22 protein-coding genes and 1 riboswitch are annotated in these 24,181 nt (G+C 71.3%); of the genes, 10 read left to right on the top strand and 12 right to left on the bottom strand.

Annotation, left to right across the window (positions count from 1 at the left end):
* The first annotated feature begins 108 nt into the window (after nucleotides 1-108).
* Nucleotides 109-246, top strand: a riboswitch (cobalamin riboswitch).
* Between the two features lie 28 nt (nucleotides 247-274).
* From ACTOWY_RS12220 to ACTOWY_RS12210, 3 genes are read left to right on the top strand one after another with little or no spacing between them, the layout of a single operon-like run.
* Nucleotides 275-1,252, top strand: a complete 978-nt coding sequence (locus ACTOWY_RS12220) for an ABC transporter substrate-binding protein (protein ID WP_441309713.1) — start codon at nucleotides 275-277, stop codon at nucleotides 1,250-1,252.
* Nucleotides 1,249-2,280 carry a FecCD family ABC transporter permease gene (locus tag ACTOWY_RS12215; protein ID WP_441309712.1) on the top strand — a complete coding sequence of 344 codons (1,032 nt, stop codon included), beginning with the start codon at nucleotides 1,249-1,251 and terminating at the stop codon, nucleotides 2,278-2,280. The genes ACTOWY_RS12220 and ACTOWY_RS12215 overlap by 4 nt, the downstream gene beginning before the upstream one ends.
* Complete coding sequence (locus ACTOWY_RS12210) at nucleotides 2,277-3,050, top strand: ABC transporter ATP-binding protein (protein ID WP_441309711.1); 774 nt, start codon at nucleotides 2,277-2,279, stop codon at nucleotides 3,048-3,050. The genes ACTOWY_RS12215 and ACTOWY_RS12210 overlap by 4 nt, the downstream gene beginning before the upstream one ends.
* 5 nt (nucleotides 3,051-3,055) lie before the next feature.
* Here ACTOWY_RS12210 and ACTOWY_RS12205 read toward each other — a convergent pair whose 3' ends face one another.
* Nucleotides 3,056-3,916, bottom strand: coding sequence for a Scr1 family TA system antitoxin-like transcriptional regulator (locus ACTOWY_RS12205; RefSeq protein ID WP_441309710.1), 861 nt, complete (start codon nucleotides 3,914-3,916; stop codon nucleotides 3,056-3,058).
* Nucleotides 3,917-3,989: 73 nt separating this feature from the next.
* Between ACTOWY_RS12205 and ACTOWY_RS12200 the strand changes: the two genes are divergently transcribed.
* On the top strand, nucleotides 3,990-4,658 hold the full coding sequence (locus ACTOWY_RS12200; RefSeq protein ID WP_441309709.1) for a hypothetical protein: 669 nt from the start codon (nucleotides 3,990-3,992) through the stop codon (nucleotides 4,656-4,658).
* An 824-nt stretch (nucleotides 4,659-5,482) separates the two neighbouring features.
* Here the strand turns inward: ACTOWY_RS12200 and ACTOWY_RS12195 are convergent.
* From ACTOWY_RS12195 to ACTOWY_RS12170, 6 genes are read right to left on the bottom strand one after another with little or no spacing between them, the layout of a single operon-like run.
* Nucleotides 5,483-5,986, bottom strand: coding sequence for a hypothetical protein (locus tag ACTOWY_RS12195; RefSeq protein ID WP_441309708.1), 504 nt, complete (start codon nucleotides 5,984-5,986; stop codon nucleotides 5,483-5,485).
* Nucleotides 5,983-7,455, bottom strand: coding sequence for a hypothetical protein (locus tag ACTOWY_RS12190; RefSeq protein WP_441309707.1), 1,473 nt, complete (start codon nucleotides 7,453-7,455; stop codon nucleotides 5,983-5,985). The genes ACTOWY_RS12195 and ACTOWY_RS12190 overlap by 4 nt, the downstream gene beginning before the upstream one ends.
* A 14-nt stretch (nucleotides 7,456-7,469) precedes the next feature.
* A complete protein-coding gene (locus tag ACTOWY_RS12185; RefSeq protein WP_441309706.1) occupies nucleotides 7,470-8,282 on the bottom strand; it encodes a heme ABC transporter ATP-binding protein in 813 nt (270 codons plus the stop codon).
* Nucleotides 8,279-9,310, bottom strand: coding sequence for a FecCD family ABC transporter permease (locus ACTOWY_RS12180; protein ID WP_441309705.1), 1,032 nt, complete (start codon nucleotides 9,308-9,310; stop codon nucleotides 8,279-8,281). Before ACTOWY_RS12180 ends, ACTOWY_RS12185 begins: the two co-directional genes overlap by 4 nt.
* The gene (locus tag ACTOWY_RS12175) at nucleotides 9,310-10,281 is read right to left on the bottom strand and encodes a heme/hemin ABC transporter substrate-binding protein (protein WP_441309704.1); all 972 of its coding nucleotides are present in this window, start codon (nucleotides 10,279-10,281) and stop codon (nucleotides 9,310-9,312) included. Before ACTOWY_RS12175 ends, ACTOWY_RS12180 begins: the two co-directional genes overlap by 1 nt.
* Nucleotides 10,278-10,955, bottom strand: a complete 678-nt coding sequence (locus ACTOWY_RS12170) for a hypothetical protein (RefSeq protein ID WP_441309703.1) — start codon at nucleotides 10,953-10,955, stop codon at nucleotides 10,278-10,280. The genes ACTOWY_RS12175 and ACTOWY_RS12170 overlap by 4 nt, the downstream gene beginning before the upstream one ends.
* Nucleotides 10,956-11,037: 82 nt before the next feature.
* Between ACTOWY_RS12170 and ACTOWY_RS12165 the strand changes: the two genes are divergently transcribed.
* Both ACTOWY_RS12165 and ACTOWY_RS12160 read left to right on the top strand, forming a co-directional pair.
* Nucleotides 11,038-12,177, top strand: a complete 1,140-nt coding sequence (locus ACTOWY_RS12165; RefSeq protein ID WP_441309702.1) for a hypothetical protein — start codon at nucleotides 11,038-11,040, stop codon at nucleotides 12,175-12,177.
* A gap of 76 nt (nucleotides 12,178-12,253) precedes the next feature.
* Nucleotides 12,254-13,831 (top strand): ABC-F family ATP-binding cassette domain-containing protein, encoded by a 1,578-nt coding sequence (locus ACTOWY_RS12160; RefSeq protein WP_441309701.1) that lies wholly within the window; start codon nucleotides 12,254-12,256, stop codon nucleotides 13,829-13,831.
* 61 nt (nucleotides 13,832-13,892) lie between these two features.
* Here the strand turns inward: ACTOWY_RS12160 and ACTOWY_RS12155 are convergent, their stop codons facing one another.
* Nucleotides 13,893-15,392, bottom strand: a complete 1,500-nt coding sequence (locus tag ACTOWY_RS12155; RefSeq protein ID WP_441309700.1) for a glutamate-cysteine ligase family protein — start codon at nucleotides 15,390-15,392, stop codon at nucleotides 13,893-13,895.
* 215 nt (nucleotides 15,393-15,607) lie between these two features.
* Between ACTOWY_RS12155 and ACTOWY_RS12150 the strand changes: the two genes are divergently transcribed.
* Together ACTOWY_RS12150 and ACTOWY_RS12145 are read left to right on the top strand one after the other, a co-directional pair.
* A complete protein-coding gene (locus ACTOWY_RS12150; protein WP_441309699.1) occupies nucleotides 15,608-16,426 on the top strand; it encodes a TrmH family RNA methyltransferase in 819 nt (272 codons plus the stop codon).
* A gap of 11 nt (nucleotides 16,427-16,437) precedes the next feature.
* Complete coding sequence (locus tag ACTOWY_RS12145) at nucleotides 16,438-17,019, top strand: DUF2537 domain-containing protein (protein WP_441309698.1); 582 nt, start codon at nucleotides 16,438-16,440, stop codon at nucleotides 17,017-17,019.
* A gap of 119 nt (nucleotides 17,020-17,138) precedes the next feature.
* Here ACTOWY_RS12145 and sepH read toward each other — a convergent pair whose 3' ends face one another.
* From sepH to ACTOWY_RS12130, 3 genes are all read right to left on the bottom strand, one after another.
* Nucleotides 17,139-18,110 (bottom strand): septation protein SepH, encoded by a 972-nt coding sequence (sepH, locus tag ACTOWY_RS12140; protein WP_247761576.1) that lies wholly within the window; start codon nucleotides 18,108-18,110, stop codon nucleotides 17,139-17,141.
* A gap of 169 nt (nucleotides 18,111-18,279) precedes the next feature.
* Entirely contained in the window at nucleotides 18,280-19,416 is a 1,137-nt protein-coding gene (gene serC, locus ACTOWY_RS12135; protein ID WP_441309697.1) for a phosphoserine transaminase, read from the bottom strand.
* 103 nt (nucleotides 19,417-19,519) lie between these two features.
* Nucleotides 19,520-20,722, bottom strand: a complete 1,203-nt coding sequence (locus tag ACTOWY_RS12130; protein WP_441309696.1) for a citrate synthase 2 — start codon at nucleotides 20,720-20,722, stop codon at nucleotides 19,520-19,522.
* A gap of 95 nt (nucleotides 20,723-20,817) precedes the next feature.
* Between ACTOWY_RS12130 and pdxH the strand changes: the two genes are divergently transcribed.
* Nucleotides 20,818-21,471: a pyridoxamine 5'-phosphate oxidase gene (gene pdxH / locus ACTOWY_RS12125; RefSeq protein WP_247761579.1), complete on the top strand. Its 654-nt coding sequence runs from the start codon at nucleotides 20,818-20,820 to the stop codon at nucleotides 21,469-21,471.
* Nucleotides 21,472-21,535: 64 nt separating this feature from the next.
* On the top strand, nucleotides 21,536-22,918 hold the full coding sequence (locus ACTOWY_RS12120; protein ID WP_441309695.1) for an MFS transporter: 1,383 nt from the start codon (nucleotides 21,536-21,538) through the stop codon (nucleotides 22,916-22,918).
* On the opposite strand, the gene ACTOWY_RS12115 is transcribed toward ACTOWY_RS12120, so the two are convergent.
* The gene (locus ACTOWY_RS12115; protein ID WP_441309694.1) at nucleotides 22,861-24,147 is read right to left on the bottom strand and encodes a hypothetical protein; all 1,287 of its coding nucleotides are present in this window, start codon (nucleotides 24,145-24,147) and stop codon (nucleotides 22,861-22,863) included. The genes ACTOWY_RS12120 and ACTOWY_RS12115 overlap by 58 nt on opposite strands.
* Nucleotides 24,148-24,181 lie beyond the last annotated feature (34 nt).

The following is a 24,181-nucleotide window of genomic DNA, read 5'->3' as shown; positions in this document are numbered from 1 at the left end:
CCTCCCCATGTGAATGGCAGTCAGTTCATGAGAGTGCTGTGCAACTACAAGTTACTTGCAACAAGCCATGGTCACGAGTTGGGGTCGGCAGTTTGACCTGGCTTGTCCTGCCGGGTGAGCATCAGCGGCAGAAGTCCGAATGTTCGCCTTCAAGCAGGGGAAGCCGGTCGAAATCCGGCGCTGACCCGCAACGGTGGGCCGCTTCACGCGGTGAGCCCGAGTACCTGCCGAGGGTGCGATCACCGAACTCCGTCGAGGCTCGCGGAAGGTGTCCATGAAGAAGTCGTTGCTTGCCGCTGTGTGCGTGCTCACGCTGTCGTTCTCGGCTTGTGGGAGCCCGGCGGCCGCCCCGCAAACCCCGGCCGGGGCCGCGCAGGAGATCGTCAACTGCGGCCGGACGCAGAAGTTCGACGGCCGGCCCCAGCGGATCCTGAGCATGAACCAGCACGCCACCGAGGTGCTGGTGGCGCTGGGAGTGACCGACCGGATCGTGGGCACCGCCTACCCGGACACCCCGGACGTGCCCGCGGCCATCGCCACCGACTACGCCAAGGTCAAGACCATCTCGCAGAAGTACCCGACCCTGGAGCAGCTGCTCGGCACCGAGCCGGACCTGGTGGTCGGCGGCTACGCCAGCGCCTTCGCCGAGAAGGACGGCCGCGGCCGGGACGCTCTGGAAGCCAAGGGGATCCGCACCTTCCTGCTCTCGGAGAACTGCCCGGACGCCACCGCGGCCATCGGCACCTACACCGATGACCTGGGCGTGCTCGGCCGGCTGCTCGGCGCGACCGAGCAGGCCACCAAGCTGATCGGGGAGACCAGCAAGGCCGTGGACGAGGTGACCGCCAAGGTCGCCGCCGCGAACAAGCCCGCGGTGCCGGTGTTCTTCTACGACAGCGGCGAGCAGGCCCCGTTCACCGTCGGCGGGCGCGGGCTGGGCAACGACCTGGTCAAGCGGGCAGGCGGCCGCAACATCTTCGCCGACGTGCCCAAGGTCTTCGGCGACGCCAGCTGGGAACAGGTCGGCGACCGCGCGCCCGAGGTGATCGTGCTGGTGGACTACCTCGGCGACAACGGCGGCGTGGACGCCAAACGCCGCTTCCTCGAAGGACATCCGCTGGCCAAGGGCACCCCGGCGGTACGGAACAAGCGGTTCGTCACGCTCACCCTGCCCGACCTGATCGAAGGCATCCGGCTGCCCGCGGCGCTGCGCACGCTCACCGCCGGGCTGCACCCGGACCTGGCCAAGTGACCAGGGTTCCCCTCGGCCTGACCCTGCTACTCGGTTTCCTGGCGCTGCTCGGCGCCGCCAGCCTGGCCCTGTCCTTCGGGTCGGTGGCGGTGCCGGTCGGCCAGGTCTGGCGGATCCTGCTGCACTGGGCCGCACCCGGGCTGGTCGAGGCCGACTGGACCCCGGTGCGGGCCTCGATCATCCGCGAGTCCCGGCTGCCCAGGGTGGTGCTGGCGGTGCTGGTCGGCGCGGCGCTCGCGCTGGCCGGGGCGGTGGCCCAGGTGGTCACCCGCAACCCACTGGCCGATCCGTACCTGCTGGGCGTCAACTCCGGGGCCGGGTTCTTCGTGGCCGTGGTCATGGTGCTGGGCATCGGCGCCGGGGTGCTCGGCGCGGCCACCGTGCCGATCGCGGCCTTCCTGGGCGCGCTGGTGGCGTTGCTGCTGGTGCTCACGGTGGCCGGGCGGTTCGGTTCGGTGACCGCGCTGGTGCTCGGCGGACTCGGCGTGGCACAGATCTTCGGCGCGGGCATCCTGATGGTGATCTTCCTGGCGGCCAAGGGCGATCAGGCCAAGCAGGTGTTGTTCTGGCTCAGCGGCGGACTCGGCGATGCCCGCTGGGGGAGCATGGTCGTGCCAGGGGTGGTGCTTGTGCTGGCGCTGGCCGCGGGCATGGCGGTCGGGCGCTGGCTCAACCTGCTCTCCGCGGGTGACGACGGGGCCGCCGCGCTCGGCGTGGATCCGAAGAAGCTGCGGTTGCTGGCCCTGATCGCGGTCGCGCTGCTGGCCGGGACCTCGGTCACGGTGGCTGGCGGCATCGCCTTCGTCGGTCTGATCATCCCGCAGGCGGCCGCGTTCCTGGTCGGCGCGGACGCCCGGCGGCTGCTGCCGGTGGCCGCGCTGCTCGGCGGGGTGTTCCTGGTCGGGGCGGACCTGCTGGCCAGGGTGGTGATCGCGCCGCTGGAGATCCCGGTCGGCGCGGTCACCTCCTCGGTGGGCGGGCTGGTGTTCCTGGTGATGCTGTACCGGCGGCGGGGGAGGGCGGCATGAGCGTGCGCACCGAGGGCGTGCGGGTGGCCCTGGGCGGGCGGATCGTGGTGGACGGCGTCGATCTCGAACTGCGCGCCGGTGAGGTGCTGGGGCTGGTGGGGCCCAACGGTTCCGGCAAGACCTCGCTGCTGCGCACGCTGTACCGCGCACTGGCCCCGGCCGATGGCGCGGTGCTGGTGGACGAGCGGCCGGTGACCGGGTTCGGGCGGCGGGAGCTGGCCAGGACACTGGCCGCGACCACCCAGGAACCCGAGCACGCGGCCGCGCTGACCGTGTCCGAGGTGATCACCCAGGGCCGCACCTGCCACCGCGGCTGGCTGGAGTCACTGCGTGCCGAGGACCACGCCGCGGTCGGCGAGGCGATCACCCTGGCCGACCTGGAAGCCTTGCGGGACCGGGATGTCCGCACTCTCTCCGGCGGCGAGCGGCAGCGGGTCTCCATCGCTCGCGCGCTCGCCCAGCAGCCCCGGATCCTGGTGCTGGACGAGCCGACCAACCACCTCGACCTGCGGCATCAGCTCGCCGTGCTGGAACTGCTGCGGGCCCGTGCTACCGAGGGGCTGTCCGTGCTGCTCACCCTGCACGACCTGCGGCTGGCGGTGGAGCACTGCGACCGCTTGGTGGTGCTCGACGAGGGCAAGGTGGTGACCGCCGGGCCGCCGGTCGAAGTCCTCACCGCTGACCTGCTCGCCGGGGTCTTCGGCGTGCGCGGTCAGCTCAGGGAACTGGCCGACGGACGGTCCACAGTGGACATCGCGGGGACGGTATGAGCTGCCTACGCAAGTTCCTTGGCGAACTGGCGGATCAGGCGCAGCGAGTCCGCCGTGCTCAACGCGCGTTCCAGGGCCTGGTCGAAGGCGGAGTCGAACTCGCGCAACCGCACCGGGTGGTCGATCAGCGAGGTCGCGGTCACCGTCTCCTGCCACAGCAGCGTGGGCAGCTGCGGACTGGGGAACTCCAGCAGGTGGAACCCGCCGCCGCCGAGGGCGTGGAAGGCCTCCGCGGTGAACGGCACCAGCCGGATGTCCACAGTGGACGGTCGTTGCTCCACCATCGCGACCAGGTGCCGCAGTTGCGCGGCCAGCACCGCGCGGCCGCCGACCTGCTGGTGCAGCACGGCCTCGGTGACCACCGCGGTCAGCCGCAACGGGTCCGGGCCGTCCAGCCGGTGCTGGCGGATCAGCCGGGCCTCCAGGACCCGCTCGACGTCGGCCATCCGGATATTCGGCCCGGCGCCGCGGATCACCGCGCGGGCGTAATCCTCGGTCTGCAACAGGGCCGGGATCAGCCCGCCGTCGTAGGAGCGGATCGCGGCCGCGCCGTGCTCGTAGCCGAAGAAGCGCAGCGTGTCGTCGTTGAACAGCCCGCCGTAGCCCTGCCACCAGGACCGCTGCTCGGCGGCCGAGCGCAGTTCGATGAGTCCGGCATAGGACTCCTCGCTGAGCCGGTAGGCCTTGGCCAGCGCCTTCAACCGCACGTCGGTGATCTTCAGCTTCCCGCCCTCGACCCCGGAGACGTAGGGCTGGGTGAGCCGGGCGGCCTTGGCCGCGGCGACCGCGGTGAGACCGGTCAGCTCCCGGTGCTCGCGCAGCCGGAGGCCGAGTTCCCAGTTGGCGACGGTGGGTGAGGTGGGCACTAACGCAACTCCAGATGACGGTGCTGATATCAGTGCAGAAGTCTCGCACACCGGGCCTGGCCACGAAGGAGTGATGGCCGCCGCCTGCCCGGAGATCCGGATCCACTGCGACCCGGCCCCGCCGGACACGCTGTCCTGCGCCCAGGTCGCCGGTGACCCGGAGGTGGCATTGGGGCTGGTGGCGGCGGAGCTGGCGGCGACCGCGCACCGGGTGGAAGCGGCGGCCGCGCGCACCGCCCTGTCGGTGTACGCGATCAAGATCGGTCAGGCCACGGTGCTGCCCTGGGCGCTCGGCCTGGGCTGGTGGCACCCGGACCGGGTCCGGCTGGGCGGCGACGGCGGCCACGGCTGGCACACCCTGCACCTGCCCGGCGCACCGGAGCCGGTCACCCTGGCCGAGCTGATCGACGGGATTTTCGAGGGTCACCTGTTCCGGGTGGCCGGACACCTGGCGGCGGTACGCGGCTGCGCGCGGCCGACCATGCTCGGCCAGATCGGCTTCGGCATCGGCACCGCCTTCGCCCGCGCAACCCGCGGCGCCGCCGACTCAGCCCACCTTTCCCTTGCCCACCAACAGTTATGCGCCGCCCTGCCCTGGCTCGGCCCAACCGGCCGCCTACTGCCCGGCACCCACGGCCTGACCTTCCTGCGCAACCACTGCTGCCTGTTCTGGACCGCCCCGGAGGAAGACGCCTGCCGCAGCTGCCCCCGCCGCACCGACGAAGACCGCCTCACCACCTAACCCCCTCCCCAGCGTGTTGGCCGTTGTCGTACGCCGAGTTGGCCGTTATGGACGCCGAGTTGGCCCAACTCGTACGCCACGTTGGCCGTTGTGGGACGGGGCGGAGGGGTGAAACCCCCACGACGAGGGCCCTCGCGTGTTCTCCGTACGGCCTGGAGCATGCAGACCACACCCCGAGGAGTGGCCCCTGCAACCTGCGTAACCCTTGCCTCCCAACGTGACGGGGGCCGCTCATCGGGGTGTGGTTGGCTGGCGGAAGGCTGTGCGGAGAACACGCGAGCCCTCGGAGCCACGCTGGGTCTTAAGTCGGCAGGCCAAACCCCGCCCCGCAACCCGCTCATCCCGGCTCTTGATCTGCCCCACCCCTCCGGTGGTCTGCCCGGCCGGCGAGGCCATCCCTTTTTGATCTTCGGGTTGACAGTCAAGAGAGAAGATCAAGTGCGTCCTCGCCGGACGGGCAGAAATCAAAGGATGGGGGGAGAAGATCAAAGGCGAAGAGCAGTGCTCGTGTGCGGTTCCCCATCCCCGTCAGCCCTCCGATACCAAACCACATCCCGGGCAGCGGCCCGGTCGCGCTGGGTTCGCCGGGCGGCGGATTGTGTTGCGGGGCCGCTGCCCGGGATGCGGTGTGTCCTCTCCAGGCTGACGGGGATGGGGAACCGCTCGGGGAAGGTTTTCGAAAAGCCACCCCCGCCACCGGTTTTCGGGCTTCGCCCGGTCGCAGCTGCCTACGGCGTACAACATCGGCCAACGTGGTGTACGACAACGGCCAACACTCGGTGTGGTTTGAGTGTTGGCCGTTGTTGTACGGGGTGTTGGCTGTTTTAGCTGAAGGTGACCGGGATGAAGACGTCGAAGCTGCGGTCACTGGCCTGCCAGTGGTCGCGGCGGGTGATGATCGCGCAGGTCTCGACGGCGCAGTTCAGGCCGCCGGTGTTCTCCTTGAGGTAGATCTTGGCCGTGAACGAGCCGTTGGCCGCGATCGGGTAGGTGTTGCCGCCGAGCGGGGTGTTGGTCACCCAGGCCGACGGGCCGACGCCGGTGCCGCCCTGGCCGTCGCCGCCCTGGCAGGGGCCGGGCTTGACGCCGTAGCTGAGGTCCGCGGGGACCTTGCACAGCGCCACGTAGTAGCCCTTGTCGGTGTGGTAGCCGGTGCCGGTCACGGTGATCTCCTGGCCGTTGACCGCGATCGCGGTGGCCTCGGAGGCGGTGATGGTGCGGCCGTTGCGGCTGGCCGAGTCGGGGGCCGCGAGGGCCTGGCCGGTCATGGCCAGCACACCGGCGATCGCGCCGACGGAGACGAGAGCGGCCTTCACCTTGTTGTTCATGCTGTTTCCCTCTTCTTGGTTCGGTGGTGGAACAGCAGCAGGGCGGTGCCGGCCGTCAGGAGGGCCAGCCCGGTCAGTAGCGGGAAGATCGGTTCCGCGCCGGTGTTGGCCAGTCGCGGGGTGGGCGGCTGGATGGGCGCCGGTGGCGGTGCGACGACCGGGGTGGTGGTCGTCGGCGGCGGAGTCGTGCTGCCCGGCGTGGTGGTGCCGGTGGGCGGGGTGCTGGTGGTTGTGGGCTGGCCGCCGGGGACGGTGAGCACGGCGGCTGCGGTGGCTGTGCTGCCGGTGGGGTTGGTGAACACGGCCCGGAACTGCCTGCCGGACAACCGGATCGCCGCGGTCACGGTCAGCGTCTCGCCGGTCTCGCGCAGGTCGGTCCAGCTGCGGCCGCCGTCGATGCTCTCCTGCCAGCGGGTGTTCACCGCGCCCCTGGCGCTCGCGCTGAACCGGGCGGGGCTGCCCGCGGCGACCTCGACACTGGCGGGTTCGGTGAGCAGCACCGGCGCGGCGAAGCGGGCGAAGACCTGGATGTTCGCCCCGTCGGCCACGTACACCGCGCCAGTGGCGGCGTTGACCCCGATGGACCCGGGTGCGGCCACCTCCAGGGTGCCGATCACCTTGCGTCGCACCGGGTCCAGCACCGCGACCTGACCGAGTTCGGCCTGGGAGGTGTAGAGGAATCCGGTGGCCGGGTCCACCGCGGCCCGGCCCGCGCCCGCGCCTGCGGCGAAGGGCTCGCCGAGCACCTGGGCGGTGCGGGTGTCGATGGTGGTGACCGTGCCGTTGGCCTGGTTCACCGCGTACAGCCGGTGCAGCACCGGGTCCAGCGCCAGCCCGCGCGGGTTCGCGCCGACCGGGATGGTGGCGATCACCTTGTGCGCCTTGGTGTCCAGCACCGACACCGTGTTGTCGTCCAGGTTGGCCACGTAGGCCCGGCCCTGGTGCACCACCACCTGGTCCGGTCCGGAGCCGACCGGCACCGAGGCGATCACCTTCTGCTGCACCGGATCGAGCACCGAGACCACGGCCGCGCCGCCCTCGGCCACGAACACCAGGCCGCTGTCCTCGTCCACGCCGACGCCGTTGGGACCCGCGCCGACCGGGATGGTCGCGGTGACCTGCCGGGTGACCGCGTCGATCACCGAGACCGAGGGCTTCTTGTCGACCACGCCGCGGTTGACCGCGAACACGGTCCTGGTCCTGGTGTTCGCGGTGAGCTGCGCGGTCAGGTTGCCCAGTTTCGGGGTGGTGCCGAGGATCTGGTGGTTGCCGCCGAGTGCGCCCGCGGTGCTGTTGCGGGTGCTGGTGAACCAGGTCTCGCCGCCCAGCGCGGCGAAGGAATTGATCCCGGGCACGGCCACCGTGGCGGCCTTCTCGTGCCGCACCGGGTCGGCCGCCTGCGCGGGTAGCGCGGTGGCCAGCAGGATCGCGCCCGCGGCCAGCAGTGCCGCGGGGAGTCGGTGGAACATGGCGGTCTCCCAGCTCAGTCAGGGTCGCGGCGGGGCAGCACCAGCGGCGCCCCGGTTCGTGGATGGGCCAGCACCTCGACCTCGTGCCGGTAGACCCGGCTCAGCAGCTCGCCGGTGAGCACCTCGGCCGGATCGCCCGCGGCGGCCAGTTCGCCGCCGGAGAGCAACGCGACCCGGTCCGCGTAGGCCGCGGCCAGGCCGAGGTCGTGCAGCACCACGACCACCGCGTCCCCGGCCTCGGCCCGGCGTTTCGCGATGCGCAGCACGGCTTCCTGGTGCCGCAGGTCGAGTGCGGCGGTCGGTTCGTCCAGCAACAGCAGTCCGGCCCGCTGGGCCAGCACCCTGGCCAGCGCCACCCTGGCCCGTTCGCCGCCGGAGAGCGAGGGGAAACGGCGGTGCGCGAACCCGGCGACCTCGGTCTCCCGCATGGCTTCCGCGATCGCCTGCTCGTCCTGCTCGGCCGCCGGGGTGCCCGCCCAGGGCGCGCGCCCCATCTCGACCACCTCGGCCACGGTGAACGGGAAGGACAGCAGCACCTGTTGCGGCAGCACGGCCCGGCGCACCGCCAGCTCCCGCGGCCGGTACCCGGCAAGGGGTTTGCCGTGCACCAGCACCTGCCCCGCGGTCGGCGTGACGTCCCCGGCGAGCGCGGCCAGCAGGGTGGACTTGCCCGCGCCGTTGGGGCCCAGCAGCGCGAGCACCTCGCCGGTGCGCGCGGCCAGGTCCACCCGGTGCAGGATCCGTTGTCCGCCAAGGTGCACGTCGATGGCGGCCGCCTCGGCGACCACGGTGCCCGGCGGCGTGGGCGCGGGGAGTTCGAGTCTCATGCCCACCCGCCCTGACTGGCCCTGGTGCGGCGCAGCAGCCAGAAGAAGAACGGCCCGCCGACCAGCGCGGTCAGCGCTCCGATCGGCAGCTCCACCGGCGCCATCACGGTGCGCGCCACCAGGTCCGCGGCCACCACGACCACCGCGCCGCCGAGCGCGCTGACCGGGATCAGGTACCGGTGCCCCGGTCCGATGATCATGCGGACCACGTGCGGCACCACGAGTCCGACGAACCCGATCATGCCCGCCACGGCCACCGCGGCGGCGGTCAGCAGGGCCACCACGAACATCAGCGTGCCGCGCAGCCGTTCGATGTGCACGCCCAGGTGCCGGGCCGGGCGTTCGCCGAGCGCGAGCAGGTCGAGCTGCCGGGCGAACAGCGGTGCGAGCAGCAGTCCGATGATCGCGCAGGGCAGCACCGCGAGCACCTTGGGCCAGGTGGTCGAGGCCAGGCTGCCCATCATCCAGAACACCACCGAGCGCAGCTGGGCGTCGTTGGAGTAGGTGAGCAGCAGGTTGATCACCGCACCGGTGGCCGCGTTGACCGCGATCCCGGTCAGCACCAGGGTGACCACCTCGGTGCGCCCGCCGGAGCGCGCGACCAGGTACACCACCGCCACCGTGACCAGGCCGCCGACGAAGGCGGCCGCGGGCAGCGTCCAGGAGCCGAGCGCGGTCACCCCGAGCACGGTCACCGCGCTGGCCGCCACGGCCGCGCCACCGGACACACCGACCACCGCGGGCTCGGCGAGCGGGTTGCCGAACACGCCCTGCATCACCGCGCCCGCGCAGGCCAGCGAGGCCCCGACCAGCACGCCGAGCAGCACCCTGGGGAAGCGGATCTGCCAGAGCACCGCGTCCAGGTAACCCGCGCCGGCAGGCGCCTCGGCCAGCCCGAGCCGGTGCGCGACCGAGGCGAGCACATCGGCCACCGGACTGGGGAACGCGCCGATGCCCGCACCCAGCAGGCACAACAGCACCAGCGCGCTGGCCAGTCCCAGCACGAGCGCCAGGCGACGTGCCCGCATCAGCGCAGGCCCTCGGCCAGCGCGGTGACCACCAGCGCGGTGCGCGGCCCGAAGTTGAGCAGCACCCCGTCCTCGATGGCCACCACCCGGCGCCCGGCCGCGGCCGGGGTCTGCGCGACCCCTGGCAGCTTGAGCAGCCCGTCCACGCCCTGCACCGAGTCCAGTCCCTTGCTCATCACCAGGATCGCGTCCGGTTGCGCCTTGACCAGCGCTTCCGCGGTCAGTGGGGTGAACGGTCCGAGTCCCAGTTCCACCCCGACGTCACTGGCGCCGGCCGCGTCGATGATCGAGTCCGCGCCGGATCCCTTGCCGCCCAACAGGTAGACCGCGGCCTGCCCGCGCAGGTACAGGAACGCCACCCGCGGTTTCCGTTGTCCCCTCGGCACCGTGGCCCGCGCGGCGTCGATCTCGCCTTTGGTCCGTTCGGCCAGTTCCCGGCCGGCGCCCGGCACGCCGAGCGCGGCGGCGATGGCTTCGATCCGGGTGTAGGTGTCCGGCATCCGCTTGGCCTCGGGCAGCACCACCACCGGCACCCCGGAATCGCGCAGCTGGCTGATCGCCTCGGGCGGGCCGATGCCGGGTTCGGTGAGGATCACGGTGGGGCGCAAGGACAACGTGCTCTCCGCGGACACGTCGTGCCCGGAGGTCACCACGGGCAGTGCCTTGGCGGGCTCGAAGGTGGCGGCCACGTCCCGGCCGACCACGTTGGCGCCGAGCCCGAGGGTGAACACCACCTCGGAGATCGACCCTGCGAGGGGGATGATCCGGGAGACATCGGTGATGGTGATCTTGCGCCCGTCCGCCGAGTCCACCGTCACCGGCAGTGCGGGGGTGGGCGTGGCCAGGGGTTTGATCCGCTGCGCGTTGACCTCGGTCGCGCCCGAACTGGCCGGGGTGCTGGCCTGCGGTGCGGGCGCGGCGCACCCGGCCAGCGCGAGCAGCAGCGCACCGGCCAGTAAGCGGCGGTTCATGCGGCGGATCGCTTGCGCAGCAACCGGATCACCAGCACCACGGCGACCAGCGCGACCACCGCGCCGAGGCCGACCAGCACGATCGGCATGGTCGAGGTGCTCTGCGGGGTGACGACGGTCTCGGCCACGGGAGCGAGTTCCGGGCCGAACTTCACCGGCACCACCACGTCCTGGGTGCGGTCGGCGGTGCGGGTGTGGTCAGTCCGGCTAACCAGCGCGCACTTCACCCCGCTGTCCCGGCAGTCGATCTTCGGCTCGGTCGAGAGCACCGGGCTGATCTTCAACTGGGCGGTGAAGCTGCCGTCCGGGCCGAATGGCTTGGCCAGGTCCTTGCCGTAGGAAGGCGGGTTGTTCGAGATCCACTGGGACGCGCCGCTGGCCCCGCTCATGTCCGCGCCGCCACCGCACGGCCCCGGCTGCTTGCCCGGCCCGTTGTCCACGCAGAAGGCCACGTAGATGCCCTTGTCCACCCGGTAGCCCTGGCCGCTGACGGTGACGCTCGCGCCGCTCTCGTCCAGGCCCTTGGTCTTGGACACGGTCAGCTGCTGCCCGTAGTCGCCGGTGACCGTGGTGCCAGCCGGGCTCTCGGTGACCGCTCCCGCGCCGGGCACCCGGCTCACGGTCACCGCCGACGGCGGCAGGTAGCCGCTCGGCGGCGTGGTCTGCTCGGTCATTACGCCCCCACTAGCCAGGTCAGTCTTACCTATCTATTGTTAGCCTAACCTAAGTAGGTCGTTTTGTTGATGGGGTGAACGGATGATGCGAACGGTCCGGCTGACCGCGGCGGTGCTGCTGGGGCTGATCTTCGCCCTGCCGGGAACCGCTGTGGCCCAACAGGTTCCGCAACTCTCCGCCGATCGGTCCAGTGGTCTGGACCCGGCGGGGGAGCGGATCGTGGTGCGCGGCGCGGGCTTCACCGCCAACGCCACGCTGGCCCTGGGCGCCTGGTCCGGCAGCACCGCGGATCCGGCCGGTCCGGCCACGATCACCGCGTCGGCCGACGGCGGATTCGCCACCGAACTGCTGGTCAGCCCGGCCTTCGCACCTGCGGGCGGCCCGATCGAACTGCGGGTCAGCGTGCCCGGCGTGGCCCCGCTGCCGCTGCGCTTTGGCGGGAACCCGCCAGCCACCAGCACCCCGACCACGCCCCCGGTGACCAGCACGCCCGGCACCTCAACGCCCGGCACCTCCACCAGTACGCCGACCGCCGCGCCGCGCATTGACGCGCCGCGGGCCGAGGCCGCGGCGGCGCCGAAGCTGTCCGCGTCCAAGACCCAGGGCCTCAACGCCGCCGGGGAGAAGGTCACCGTGACCGGATCCGGCTACAACGAGGCCAAGGGCATCTACGTCGCGGTCTGCGTGGACAACGGCGCCGGCAAGGTGCCGACCCCCTGTCTGGGCGGCGCGGACCTCTCCGGCAAGAACGGCAACTCGGCCTGGATCTCCAGCAACCCGCCGCCCTACGGCAAGGACCTGGCCAAGCCCTACGGGCCAGGCGGCAGCTTCTCGGTCGAGCTGACCGTGACCGCCAAGGACGAGTACACCGACTGCGCCGTGCTCAAGTGCGCGATCGTCAGCCGCGCCGACCACACCCTGGGCGCGGACCGCAGCCAGGACGTGATCCTGCCGATCACCTTCGGCGGCAACGGAAATCCGGCCCCGACGACGACCACGACGCCGCCGCCCGGTGGTGGTGGCGGCGGTGGTGGCGGCGAACAGCCCGGCGGGGGCACGGGCGGGGGCGGCACCGGCGGTGGTGGCGGAGGTGGCCGGTCCGGGGGGCTGGCCAACACCGGCGCCGGGCCGATCCTGCCGATCACCCTCGGCGGCCTGGCCCTGCTCGCCGGGGGCGCCTTCGCGCTCTACGCCGGGCGTCGACGCTCCACTGTGGACTGACTAATTCGGTTGCGGCCGGGAGCACGGTGCTGCGACCGTCAACGGCGTGTCCATTCTGCTAGCGCGGAAAGTCACAGTGTCGTTTGGTCCACGGACCGTGCTCTCGGAGGTCGATCTTGATGTCTCACCCGGTGACCGGATCGGCCTGAGCGCACCCAACGGGGTGGGCAAGTCCACCCTGCTGCGGGTGCTCGCCGGTGAACTGCCGCCCGAGGAGGGCGCGGTCACCCGGCGGGCGGGCGCGGTGCTGGCCTATCTGACCCAGGAAACCGACCTGCGGCCCGGCGAATCCCTGCGCGAGCACCTGGCCCGGCGCACCGGCGTCGCCCAGGCCGAGGCCGGGTTGGACCGCACCGCCCAGGCGCTGGCCACCGAGCCGGACGCGGGCGATGCCTACGCCGCGGCCCTGGACCACTGGACCGCGGTGGGCGCGGCCGACTTCGACGAGCGCGCCGCCGTGGTGTGCGAGCAGCTCGGCCTGCCAGCCGATCTGCTCACCGACCGCGGCGCGGGCGAACTCTCCGGCGGCCAGGCGGCCCGGTTGCGGCTGGCCTCGGTGCTGCTGGTGCGCGCGGACGTGCTGCTGCTCGACGAGCCCACCAACGACCTGGACACCGCGGGCCTGGACCTGCTGGAGAACCGGGTTCGCTCCAGCCGGGCCGGCATCGTGCTGGTCAGCCACGACCGCGAGTTCCTGGCCCGCACGGTCACCTCGGTGGCCACCATCGACGAGTTCAGCCACCAGCTCAGCGTCTTCGGCGGCGGCTGGCAGGCCTACCTGGACGAGCAGGAGACCATCGCCCGGCACGCCCGCGAGGCGTACGCGGCCTACACCGACAAACGCGCCTCGCTCACCCAGCGCTCCCGCCAGATCAAGGAGTGGTCCCGGGCCGGGGTGCGCCGGTCCAAGCTGGAAACGGACCCGCTGATCCGCAACGCCAAACGGCAGGGCGCGCAGAACACCGCGATCAGAGCCACCCTGGCGCAACGCGAACTGGCCAGGATGGAGGAGGTCGAGGAGCCGCGCGAACCGTGGGAGCTGCGCCTCACCCTGCCCTCGGCCGGGCGCGGCAGCGAGATCGCCTTCGCCCTGCGCGGTGCGGTGGTCGAACGCGGTGATGTCCGGCTCGGCCCGGTCGACCTGACCATCGGCGGCGGCGAACGCTGGCGGATCACCGGCCCCAACGGCGCTGGCAAGTCCACCCTGGTCGGCGCGCTGCTCGGCCGGATCCCGCTGCTCGCCGGGCAGGTGCTGACCGGCGCGAACGTGGTGGTCGGCGAGGTGGACCAGCTCCGGCACACCTTCGACACCGAGGAGACCGCGCTGGAGGTCGTGATGGCCGCCACCGGCTTCGAGGCCGAGCGGACCCGTACCCTGCTGGCCAAGTTCCGGGTCGGCGCGGATGTGGTGCTGCGCCCGGCCCGCACGCTCTCGCCCGGTGAGCGCACGCGGGCCGGACTCGCTGTGCTGCAAGCGAAAGGCACCACCTGCCTGGTGCTGGACGAGCCGACCAACCACCTGGACCTGCCCGCGATCGAACAGCTCGAACAGGCCCTGGCCGACTACCCCGGCACGCTGATCCTGATCACCCACGACCGCAGGCTGGCCAAGGCCGTCAAGGTCGGCTTCACCCTGGACGTGAGCACGCTCTGAGCTGGCGGCCGAGAGCGGGCACCCCCGACTGGCACCCGCTCCCGACCTCGTTAATTGGCTCTCAGCCCCCGACGGGCCAGGTGTGCACCGGCTCGCCCGAGTGCATCAACTCCAGGTACCGCCGCAACATCCCGGTCAGCGCCGCCTCCCGGTCCAGCCCCCGGCTCTCCAGCCGGGCCACCGTCTCGCGCTGCCAGGTCGACCCGGTGCGCCGCGCCACGCACCGCTGCTCGATCACCCCGAGGTAGCGCTCGCGGGCCGCGTCGGAGACCCCGCACAGCCGCAGTCCCTCGTGTGCCATCGGCAGCAGCCGCCGCAGCACCAGTTCATCCGGCGGGATCCAGCCGATGCCCGGCCAGTACAGCTGCGCGTTCATCCCGTGCCGGGCGCCGCTGTAGAGGTTCTCCTCGGCCGCCTGGAAGGACATCTGGGTCCACACCGGGCGGTCCTGTTCGGTCAGCGCCCGCTGCGCGCCGTAGAAGAAGGCCGCGTTGGCCAGCACGTCCAGCACGGTCGGGCCCGCGGGCAGCACCCGGTTCTCCACCCGCAGGTGTGGCACCCCGTCCACGATGTCGTAGACCGGCCGGTTCCACCGCCAGATGGTGCCGTTGTGCAGCCGCAACTCCGACAGCTTCGGCGCCCGCCCGGCCGCCAGTGCTTCGAGCGGATCTTCCGGCTCGGTTTCGGGCAGCAGCGCCGGGAAGTAGCGGACGTTCTCCTCGAACAGGTCGAAGATCGAGGTGATCCACCGCTCGCCGAACCACACCCTCGGCCGCACGCCCTGGTTCTTCAGCTCCTGTGGCCTGGTGTCGGTGGCCTGCTCGAACATCGGGATCCGGGTCTCGTGCCAGAGCGCCTTGCCCAGCAGGAACGGCGAGTTCGCGGCCAGTGCGACCTGCACCCCGGCCAGGGTCTGCGCGGCGTTCCAGTGCGCGGCGAAATCGTTCGGCTCCACCTGCAGGTGCAACTGCACCGAGGTGCAGGAGGACTCCGGCAGGATCGAGTCGGTGTAGCTGCGCAACCGCTCCGGCCCCTTGCCCGGCATCGGCGCGCCCTCCATGTCCAGCAGCATCTCCTCGCCGCGCGCGCCGAAGATCTGCGCGTTGAGCAGGGAGTAGCGCGGACTGGTGGAGAGCCACCTCGGGTCGAAGTGCTCCCGGCGCAACGTCGGCAGCATGCCGATCATGGCCAGCGCGGCGCCCGCGTCATGCGCCTTGCCGTCGGCGGCGTCGAGCTGCTGGCGTAGCTCCTCCTCAAGCTCAAGCGCCTCATCCCCGGCCAGTGGCCGCGGCGCGACGTTGATCTCGATGTTGTACTGGCCTAGTTCGGTCTGGAAAGCAGGGTCGGAGATCTTCTCCAGGACCACCGTGTTCGCCATGGCAGGCCGCAGCGTCTCGTCGACGAGATTCAACTCGATCTCCAGCCCCATTTGTTGCCGGGGAAAGGAGAAGTGGTTCTCGGCGAGCATCCGGGCGAGTGCGTCCAGGCAGCGCTGGACCTTGTCCCGGTATCGCTGACGATCCTCCCTGGTGAACGTCCGGTTGGTCACGTCCCTTCCCATGCCGCCTCCCACTCGGTCGGCTGGTTGGCCGGGCACACCAGCGGCGTAGCGAACGCCCACCGTGGCACAGCGTTTCCCGGACTGGCCAGCCGCCAAACCGGTGCTCTCTGTTACATCGTCTTAACCAACAGCAACAATGCGCAGGTCAGCGCGTTGTTTCCGGATCTACGTTACTGGACAGTCTCTCTCGAATCGTGGGATGGCACACTGATCGGGTGGTGCAGGTGATCCAGATCGACGACCCGGCCGATGAGCGTCTCGCCGACTTCCGCGACCTGTCTACCGCCGACCGGCGGCCGGACCGTCCCGGCGGGCGTGGCCTGGTGCTGGCCGAGGGCGTGGTGGTGGTCGAACGCCTGCTCGCCTCGCCCTACCCGGTGCGTGCCCTGCTGGGCGTCCAGCGGCGGATCGAGGCCCTGGCCGACCAGCTGGAATCAGTCGATGTCCCGGCGTATGTGACCAGCACGGAGATCATGGCCGAGGTGGTCGGCTTCCACCTCAACCGCGGTGTGCTGGCCAGCGCGGACCGCGCGCCCATGCCCGCGCTGCCGGACCTGGCCGCCCGGTCCCGCTGCCTGGCCGTGCTGGAGGGCGTCGGCGACCACGAGAACCTGGGCTCGATCTTCCGCAACGCCGCCGCGCTCGGCGTGGACGGTGTGCTGCTCGGGCCCGGCTGCGCCGACCCGCTGTACCGGCGCAGCGTCCGGGTCTCCATGGGCCACGTGCTCCGGGTCCCCTTCAGTACCGTCGAACCCTGGCCGGAGGGCCTGAAAACCCTGCGCGACAACGGCTTCCGCCTCGCCGCCCTCACCCCGAGGGCCGATTCCCAGTCCCTGCGGACCGCGGTGGCCGGGGTCGGGAAGGTCGCGTTGCTGCTCGGTTCGGAGGGGCCAGGCCTGACCGAGGAGGCCATCACCGCCGCCGACCTGCCGGTGCGCATCCCGATGGCGCCGGGCGTGGACTCGCTCAACGTGGCCACCGCCGCGGCCGTGGCCTTCTACGAGGTCACCCAAGCCCTTGACGCCAGCCACTAGGCTCCGGCGACGTGGAACTGCACGCTCGCGAAGCCCGCGCCGTTCTCCTGCGCCCACTCGGCCAGGACGGGGAGCCGCTTGAGGTCGACCTCGGCACGCTGACGCTGCCGGCGGGCCTGGCCGAGGCACTGCACGAGTGGGCCGAGGTGGCCGGGGCGGTGGAACTCTCCGAGGGCGCCGGTGAGGCGGTCTACCAGCGCGGACGGCATCTGGCCTGGCGGCTGGCCGTGGCCCTGGACACCCCGGTGCGCTACGTGGACCCGGTGACCGGGGAGACCGAGGAGATCCTGCCGCCGCCACCCGTGCCGGTGCGCCCGGCGGAGCCGGTGGAACCGACCCCGTGGGCGACCGGGCTGACCGTGAGCGTGTTCGTGGCCGCGATCGTGGTGGTCTCGATCGTCGCGCTGTCCCAGGGGCTGAGCCAGGCCAGCCCGCTGCTCGCCCTCGGGGCGAACGTGGTGATCGCGGGTGGCCTGGCGCCCTCGGTCTGGCTGGCGCGCCGCACCCCGGTGTGGCGCTGGGTGTCCTACGGCGTGGTCACCGGGATCGGCGTGGCGTGGCTGGCCCTGTTGCTGAGTCTGCTGGGACCGTGACGGCCCCTGGACCGGCAAAAGGGAAGAGCGCACCTGCTCCTCGCTGTCACCGAGGCAGTGGACCCCTGCAGGTGGTCCGCGGTCGCCGCTCTTCCCCTGTCAACGCCACGTGCGCTCCTCTAACCCCGCTGGGAACGCACGCCGAGTAAGACGTCCTCCCAGGACGGCACGATCGGGTGGTTCTTCCGACCGCGCTTGCCCGCGGGCTCGGTCCGCCGTGCCGGGGCGTGCGTGCCCAGATCGCCCTCCGCCGCCTCTGTCTTCTCGACCTCTTCCGCCTGCACCGGCTCGGTCGGTTCGATCAGGGGCGCGTCGGCCTGCTGGGCCAGCTCCTCCGGGAGCGGCTCGGGCTGGTAACGCTGACCGTTGCTCGCCGGGGCCTGCCGGGGTTCCGCCACGGGGGGTGGCGGCGGCATGGACTCGTCGATCACCGGCAGGATCTTGGTGTCGCCGTCCAGTTCCAGGGCCTGCTGCGCGAGCGGGGTGATCGCGCGCACGGTCCGCAGCGGACGGCCGGGGGTCGGGTCGATCAGGTCGGCGGCGTGCTCGTCCAGCGGCGTGATGGTGCCGCCGTGCGCGCCAGGGTGGAAGATCCAGTGCGCCCGGTTGTCCGAGCGGCCTGCCCGCCAGCGCAGCTGGATGACCCACTTGCCGTCCTCGCCGCGCCAGGAGTCCCAGTTGCCCACCGAGTAGTCCTGGCCGCGCAGGCCGAAACCGTGCGCCACGACCTCGCCGAGGGTGGAGACGTCCGGGCCGTCCTCACGCACCGGGTGCGCGCGCTGGGCCAGATCCGCGGTGCGGGACCGCTCCAGCAGCACCGGGTAGGCGTAGCGCTCCACCCGCTGGGTGGGCAGTCCGGAGGCGGCGGCCACCTGCTCCACCGACTCGCCACCGCGGATGCGGGCCTGGATCTCGCGCGGTCGCATCTGGCTTTCCAGCTCGATCTGCGCCTGGCCTAGCCGGGTGATGTCGCCTCGGGCGGCGGCCTTGAGCCGCTCGTCAGCCGGGAGCGAGAAGCGTTCGCCGCGCTCGTCTTCGAGGACAAGCACCTGCGCGTCCTCGTCGAGCCCGACTACTCGCAGCGCTCGCATGACGGCCTCCCGGAAACTTCACCTCGCTAGCGGACACGGTATGTCGGCGAGCCTGCTTGACGGGGCAGGCGCGCCGACACCACGACTATCTGCACCCGATCTTGCCTGATCGGGGCACAGGCTCGCACCCGCAAATCACAACGGTGTCACTTCGCGGGAGGTGGCGGGGTCAGCCGAGCTGTCCGACCACCCAGTCCACGGACTGTGTGAGCTTCGTCACATCGTCCGGGTCGATGGCCGGGAACATGGCTACGCGGAGTTGATTACGGCCGAGCTTGCGGTAGGGCTCCACGTCCACCACGCCGTTGGCCCGGAGCACCTTGGCCACCGCCGCCGCGTCCACCGAATCGGCGAAGTCGATGGTGCCGACCACGTGCGAACGCTTGGCCGGATCGGTGACGAACGGGGTGGCGTACTCGCTCTGCTCGGCCCAGTTGTAGAGCCGCGAGGAGGAGTCCGCGGTGCGCGCGGTGACCCAGTCCAGGCCGCCGTTGCCGAGCATCCACTCGATCTGGTCGGCCAGCAGGAACAGGGTGGCCACCGAGGGGGTGTTGTAGGTCTGGTCCTTGCGCGAGTTGTCCAGCGCGGTCGGCAGGGACAGGAACTCCGGCACCCATCGCTCGCTCGCGCCGATCTCGTCAACGCGGGCGATCGCGGCCGGGCTCAGCAGCGCCAGCCACAGGCCGCCGTCGGAGGCGAAGCTCTTCTGCGGCGCGAAGTAGTAGACGTCGAACTCCTCGGCGCGCACCGGCAGGCCGCCGGCGCCCGAGGTCGCGTCGATGGCCACCAGGGCGTCCCCGGCGTCGGCGGGCCGCGCCACCGGCACCATCACGCCGGTGGAGGTCTCGTTGTGCGCCCAGCCGATCAGGTCTGCCTCGGGCGAGCCCACCGGCGTGGGCGCGTCGCCCGGCTCGGCCTTGACCACGATCGGGTCGCCCAGGAACGGCGCGGCCTTGGCCGCCTTGGCGAACTTGGCGGAGAACTCGCCGTAGGTCAGGTGCAGCGAGCGCTCGCGGATCAGGCCGAAGGTGGCCGCGTCCCAGAACGCGGTGGTGCCGCCGTTGCCGAGCACCACCTCATAGCCCTCGGGCAGCGCGAACAGTTCGGACAGACCGCCGCGGACCCGGCCGACGAGCTGCTTGACCGGCTTCTGCCGGTGCGAGGTGCCCAGCAGCGCGCCACCCTCGGCGGCCAGCCGGGCGAGCTGCTCCGGGCGGATCTTGGACGGCCCACAGCCGAAACGGCCGTCACTCGGGCGCAGCTCCGCCGGGAGCTGGAGGGTGGTCAGGTCGGCCGTCTGCGTCATCACGGCGCCTTTCACTCGCGGTTGTCAACAGCGCCGGCGCCGTTGCCGGAGGCACCCAGTGTTGCAGCCGGATGGCCTACCGGTTACCAGTGGGTGCCCCAGCTCACCCGCCCTGAATGGTCTCCCAGCCCTCGACCTCCGCAGGCGTGCGCGGCCCCGGCCCGAGGTACTGGGCCGAGGGCCGGACCAGCCTGCCGGTGCGCTTCTGCTCCAGGATGTGCGCGCACCAGCCCGCGGTCCTGGCGCAGGTGAACATCGCGGGCATCATGTGCGGCGGCACCCCGGCGAAGTCCAGGATCACCGCGGCCCAGAACTCCACGTTGGTCTCGATCGCCCGGTCCGGGCGGCGCTCGCGCAGTTCGGCCAGCGCGGCCTGCTCCAGCGCCGCGGCCACCTCATAGCGTTCCGCGCCCAGCTCCTGGCAGGTCCGGCGGAGCACCCTGGCGCGCGGGTCCTCGGCCCGGTAGACCCGGTGGCCGAAGCCCATCAGCCGTTCCTTGCGGTCCAGGATCCCGGCCACGAACTTGCGCGCGTCGCCGGTGCGCTCCACCGCCTCGATCATCGGCAGCACCCTGGCGGGCGCGCCGCCGTGCAGCGGGCCGGACATGGCGCCGATCGCGCCGGACATGCAGGCCGCCACGTCCGCCCCGGTGGAGGCGATCACCCTGGCGGTGAAAGTGGAGGCGTTGAGGCCGTGCTCGGCCGCGGAGACCCAGTAGGCGTCCACCGCCCGCACGTGCTTGGGGTCGGGCTCGCCGCGCCAGCGGGTCATGAACCGCTCGGTGACCGAGGAGCACTCGTCGATCCGGGACTGCGGCACCGCGGCCACGCCAATGCCGCGGGCGGACTGGGCCACGTAGGACAGCGCCATCACCGAGGCCCGCGCGGCGTTCTCCCGCGCCTGCTCGTCGGTGATGTCCAGCAGTGGCTGGTAGCCCCAGATCGGGGCCAGCATGGCCAGCGCGGCCTGCACGTCCACCCGGACGTCGCCGGTGTGCACCGGGATCGGGAACGGTTCGGCAGGCGGCAGGCCGCGGCCGAAGCGTCCGTCCACCAGCAGCGCCCACACGTTGCCGAAGGTGACCGACCCGGCCAGGTCCTCGATGTCCACCCCGCGGTAGCGCAGCGCGCCGCCGTCCCGGTCGGGCTCGGCGATCTCGGTCTGGAAGGCGATCACGCCCTCCAGACCGGGCCGGAAGGTCTGCTCGGCTGCCAGGTCCTGCACCACGGTGTGCCCCTCTCCCTGCGCGTTGGCGCCACCCTTCCGCGTGCGCGCGGAGTCGGCAATCACCTCCTGTGGTGGCATCCATCACCACTCAGGCGGTTTCGCATTTGTGGATTTCGCCGTACGGTCCGCTGTCACGGTGCTACGCGGGGTGCCCCGTCGGGGAGGAGTTCGACATGCCGGACGCCAACATCACACTCCCGGCGATGAGAGTGTCGTACGAGGCAGGAGCCTTGGACGAGACCTCGCTCGCCGGTACCTGGCACGAGCAGCTCCAGTTGTGGCTGAACGACGCGATCGGCGCGGGACTGCCCGAACCGAACGCGATGATCCTGGCGACATCGGACACCGAGGGCCGACCGTCCTCACGCACCGTGTTGACCAAGGGACTTGATGCACGCGGTCTGGTGTTCTTCACCAACTACACCTCCACGAAGAGTCACGACCTGCTGGCCACCCGGTTCGCTTCCGCGACTTTTCCCTGGTTCGCCATGCAGCGGCAGGCCACGGTGCGGGGTGCGGTGGAGAAGGTGAACGCCGCGGAGACCGCCGAGTACTGGAACTCCCGGCCGCGCGGCTCCCAGCTCGGCGCGTGGGCCTCCCCGCAGTCGCGGGTGGTCAACGACCGGCACGTGCTGGAGTCGGCGCTGAACATGGCCAAGCGCCGCTTCGCCGAGTCCGAGCGGATCCCGGTGCCCCCGCACTGGGGTGGCTGGCGGATCCGGCCGGAGATGGTCGAGTTCTGGCAGGGCCGCCCGGACCGGATGCACGACCGGCTGCGCTTCCGGGCCAGCCGGGACGGCTGGCAGGTAGAGCGCCTGGCGCCGTGAGCGCCGTGTCCACCTGCTGACAAACGCATTCCCTTAGCCACGCTAACGGCCTAACATCCGATGGGTGACTGGGGACCCCGATGCCGTGCGCGTCGACACCGACAAGCCGCCCAGTCCTGGCCTCCGGGCCAGGCTGGGGCGAGTCCTGCTGGACACCAGACCGCTGAGGAACACGGCGTACCGGCGGCTATGGCTGTCCAGCACGATCACCGTGATCGGCTCCCAGCTCACCACCGTCGCCGTGCCCAAGCAGTTGTACGACCTGACCGGCTCGTCCGCCTATGTCGGACTGGCCGGTCTTTTCGGTGTGGTGCCACTGATCATTTTCGGCATCTGGGGCGGGGCCGTCGCGGACACCGTGGACCGGCGGAAACTGTTGCTGGTCACCAACACCGGGGTGGCGATCACCTCGGTGCTGCTGTGGGTGCAGGCGATCACCGGCATCGGTTCGGTGTGGGCGGTGCTCGGCCTGTTCGCGGTGCAGCAGGCGTTCTTCGCGATGAACATGCCCGCGCGCAGTGCCGCCATCGCCCGGCTGGTGCCACTGGACCAGCTGCCTGCCGCGCAGGCGCTGGGTTCCACCGTGTTCATGTTCGCCGCGGTGTTCGGGCCGCTGGCCGCGGGTTCGCTGATCGCGGTGCTCGGACTGTCCACTTTGTACCTGATCGACGCGATCGCGTTGTGCGCCACGCTCTGGGCGGTGTGGAAGCTGCCGCCGATGCCGCCGCTGAACGGTCCGGCGCGGCGAGCGGGACTTGGCGATGTGCTCGACGGTTTCCGCAACCTGATCGGCCAGAAGGTGCTGCTGGCCTCCTTCCTGCTGGACATCATCGCCATGGTCGCCGGCATGCCGAGGGCGCTGTACCCGGAGATGGCGGTGCGCACCTTCGGCGATCCCGAGGGCGGCGGTTTCGCGCTGGGCTGGCTGTACGCGGCGATGCCGCTGGGCGCGGGCCTGTTCGGCCTGTTCTCCGGCTGGAGTTCCCGGGTCTCCCGGCACGGTGTCGCGCTGACCTTCGCGATCATCGGCTGGGGACTGGCCATCATCGGGCTGGGCCTGGCCACCGAGCTGTGGGTGGCGGTGCTGTTCCTGGCGCTGGGCGGCGCGGCCGACGTGGTCAGCATGATCTTCCGCGGCGCGATGCTGCAGCAGGCGGTCACCGACGACATGCGCGGCCGGACCCAGGGCGTGTTCACCGTGGTGGTGGCGGGCGGGCCGCGGTTCGCCGACCTGGCGCACGGCACCGCGGGCGCGGCCTTCGGCACCGCGATCGCGGTCTCCGGCGGCGGCGTGCTGGTGATCGTGCTGACCGTGATCGCGGTGCTGTGCATCCCGGTGATCTGGCGCTACCGCGCGCCGACCGCCGCTGTTGATCAGCCCAGTGTTGATCAGCCCAATGTGGACAGTGTGGTGGCCAAGGAGAAGCCCAGCAGCAACGGCCAGTAGAGCAGTCTCGGCGCCAGGTTGTCCCGCCAGCGGATCAGCGCGATCGGGGTGCGCGCGGTGACCAGCAACGCGTTGATCGCGCTGATCAGCACCACCAGGTAGAGCCCGAAGGAAAAATATTCCAGGTACACGATGCCGGGCGCGGCGGTGGCCTCGCGGATCGCGTTCTGCCGCACCGCGACCACCAGCACCATGCTCACCGCGAAGCTGATCACGCCGAAGCTGGTGAAGCCGACGAAGGTGCGCCGCAGCTCATCGCCGTTGGTGGTGATGAACAACGCGGCGAAGACCAGCACCGCGATGAACCCGATCGGCACCAGCGTCTCGAACAGCGGGCCGTGGAACTGGCGGTTGACCAGCAGGTTGAAGTACAGCTCGGGGAACGGCGGCCGGTCGGTGTAGCGGCCGAGGCCGAAGTTGGTGGTGTAGTCGTGCTTGGAGAAGCTGAACGCGGTGGACTGCGGCTGCCAGCGCGCGGTGACGAACTGCGGATCCAGGCCGTGCATCCGTTCGGGCTGCCAGGGCTGCGGGTAGGCGCGGAAGTCCGGCACCAGCAGCACGCCCCGGTTGAAGTCCGGGTGCCACATCCGGATCCACACGTCCTGGCGATCCAGCGGGTAGCGGGAGTAGTCGAACTTCTGCACGAACGCGGTCTTGAAGTACCAGCCGATCACCTCGGCGTCACCGTCCCGGTGCCGGTAGGCCTGCCGGGCCGGATAGGAGTCGTCGGCCTCGGGCAGCACCACGCCGCGGGTCAGCCCCGGCGGCAGACTGTCCGCGTACCGCTGCCAGACATAGCCGCTGACCTGCACCTCGTTGCTGGCGGCGAACCGGATCGACTCCAGGTAGACCCCGGTGGGGATCTGCGCGGGCGCGCTGCCCGGCGGCAGCTCGCCCGCCAGGTAGGCCGCGGACTCCTCGGCGGAGCGGACCACCTTGCCGATCACCACGTGCTGGTCCTCCTCGTGCACCTGGTTCCACACCACGATCAGTCCGGCCAGGCAGAACAGGCTGAAGGCCGCCGAGCACGCCCAGTACCGCCAGGCCTGCCGCCCGAACGGCCGGATCAGCAGCAGCACCACGCCGGTCAGGCAGAGCAGCGCGGTGAGCACCCGGGGCGCCAGTTCGTGGCCGTGCTCGAACACCGAGAGCAGCACGAACGCGGTGGCGCTGAGCACGCACAGCCCGGCGACGGCCCAGTCCACCCGGCGGTACCGCTCATGCCCCATGCGGGCCACAGTGGCGTGATCACCGGGTCCGCGC

The organism is Crossiella sp. CA198, assembly GCF_052078295.1.
Taxonomy (GTDB): domain Bacteria; phylum Actinomycetota; class Actinomycetes; order Mycobacteriales; family Pseudonocardiaceae; genus Crossiella.
This window is presented reverse-complemented; position numbering and strand designations above follow the sequence as displayed.

What these genes read in the sequence shown, in the direction of transcription:
- sepH (WP_247761576.1), bottom strand. Translation starts at nt 18,110, where the DNA reads ATGCGAGCGCTGCGAGTAGTCGGGCTCGACGAGGACGCGCAGGTGCTT.
- pdxH (WP_247761579.1), top strand. Translation starts at nt 20,818, where the DNA reads ATGCCGGACGCCAACATCACACTCCCGGCGATGAGAGTGTCGTACGAG.
- ACTOWY_RS12155 (WP_441309700.1), bottom strand. Translation starts at nt 15,392, where the DNA reads ATGGGAAGGGACGTGACCAACCGGACGTTCACCAGGGAGGATCGTCAG.
- ACTOWY_RS12165 (WP_441309702.1), top strand. Translation starts at nt 11,038, where the DNA reads ATGATGCGAACGGTCCGGCTGACCGCGGCGGTGCTGCTGGGGCTGATC.
- ACTOWY_RS12190 (WP_441309707.1), bottom strand. Translation starts at nt 7,455, where the DNA reads ATGTTCCACCGACTCCCCGCGGCACTGCTGGCCGCGGGCGCGATCCTG.
- ACTOWY_RS12175 (WP_441309704.1), bottom strand. Translation starts at nt 10,281, where the DNA reads ATGAACCGCCGCTTACTGGCCGGTGCGCTGCTGCTCGCGCTGGCCGGG.
- ACTOWY_RS12185 (WP_441309706.1), bottom strand. Translation starts at nt 8,282, where the DNA reads ATGAGACTCGAACTCCCCGCGCCCACGCCGCCGGGCACCGTGGTCGCC.
- ACTOWY_RS12180 (WP_441309705.1), bottom strand. Translation starts at nt 9,310, where the DNA reads ATGCGGGCACGTCGCCTGGCGCTCGTGCTGGGACTGGCCAGCGCGCTG.
- ACTOWY_RS12130 (WP_441309696.1), bottom strand. Translation starts at nt 20,722, where the DNA reads ATGCCACCACAGGAGGTGATTGCCGACTCCGCGCGCACGCGGAAGGGT.
- ACTOWY_RS12210 (WP_441309711.1), top strand. Translation starts at nt 2,277, where the DNA reads ATGAGCGTGCGCACCGAGGGCGTGCGGGTGGCCCTGGGCGGGCGGATC.
- serC (WP_441309697.1), bottom strand. Translation starts at nt 19,416, where the DNA reads ATGACGCAGACGGCCGACCTGACCACCCTCCAGCTCCCGGCGGAGCTG.
- ACTOWY_RS12220 (WP_441309713.1), top strand. Translation starts at nt 275, where the DNA reads ATGAAGAAGTCGTTGCTTGCCGCTGTGTGCGTGCTCACGCTGTCGTTC.
- ACTOWY_RS12115 (WP_441309694.1), bottom strand. Translation starts at nt 24,147, where the DNA reads ATGGGGCATGAGCGGTACCGCCGGGTGGACTGGGCCGTCGCCGGGCTG.
- ACTOWY_RS12170 (WP_441309703.1), bottom strand. Translation starts at nt 10,955, where the DNA reads ATGACCGAGCAGACCACGCCGCCGAGCGGCTACCTGCCGCCGTCGGCG.
- ACTOWY_RS12195 (WP_441309708.1), bottom strand. Translation starts at nt 5,986, where the DNA reads ATGAACAACAAGGTGAAGGCCGCTCTCGTCTCCGTCGGCGCGATCGCC.
- ACTOWY_RS12200 (WP_441309709.1), top strand. Translation starts at nt 3,990, where the DNA reads ATGGCCGCCGCCTGCCCGGAGATCCGGATCCACTGCGACCCGGCCCCG.